The sequence below is a fragment of the Aeromicrobium phragmitis genome, assembly GCF_003674095.1.
Taxonomy (GTDB): domain Bacteria; phylum Actinomycetota; class Actinomycetes; order Propionibacteriales; family Nocardioidaceae; genus Aeromicrobium; species Aeromicrobium phragmitis.
This window is the reverse complement of sequence record NZ_RDBF01000314.1, coordinates 1-273: the sequence shown is the minus strand read 5'-3', so window position 1 is coordinate 273 and position 273 is coordinate 1. Positions and strand designations below refer to the sequence as shown.

The following is a 273-nucleotide window of genomic DNA, read 5'->3' as shown; positions in this document are numbered from 1 at the left end:
GAGCGATCGTCCGGTCATCGTCGGTGGCGGTCTTGGCGGCGTGGTCGAGCCGCTGATCGATCCCCGCCAACACATACGACGGGAGGTTCTCGGCATACAGGCTGCCGGTGCCGTCCTCATCATGGTGGATCGTGACTGAGCGTTCGGCCACGATGTCCTCGTAGCGTTTCTCGACTTCGTCGGGTTCGACGCGGGCGATGAACCGCCGCATCCACTGGCGTAGTTCGCCGGTGGTGTGCGTGGCAGCGTAGGAGACGACTTGGCGGTCGAGCT

1 pseudogene is annotated in these 273 nt (G+C 64.5%); it reads right to left on the bottom strand.

From position 1 onward, the window contains the following. Nucleotides 1–273: pseudogene (locus tag D9V41_RS18230) on the bottom strand (HNH endonuclease signature motif containing protein); the annotation flags it as partial.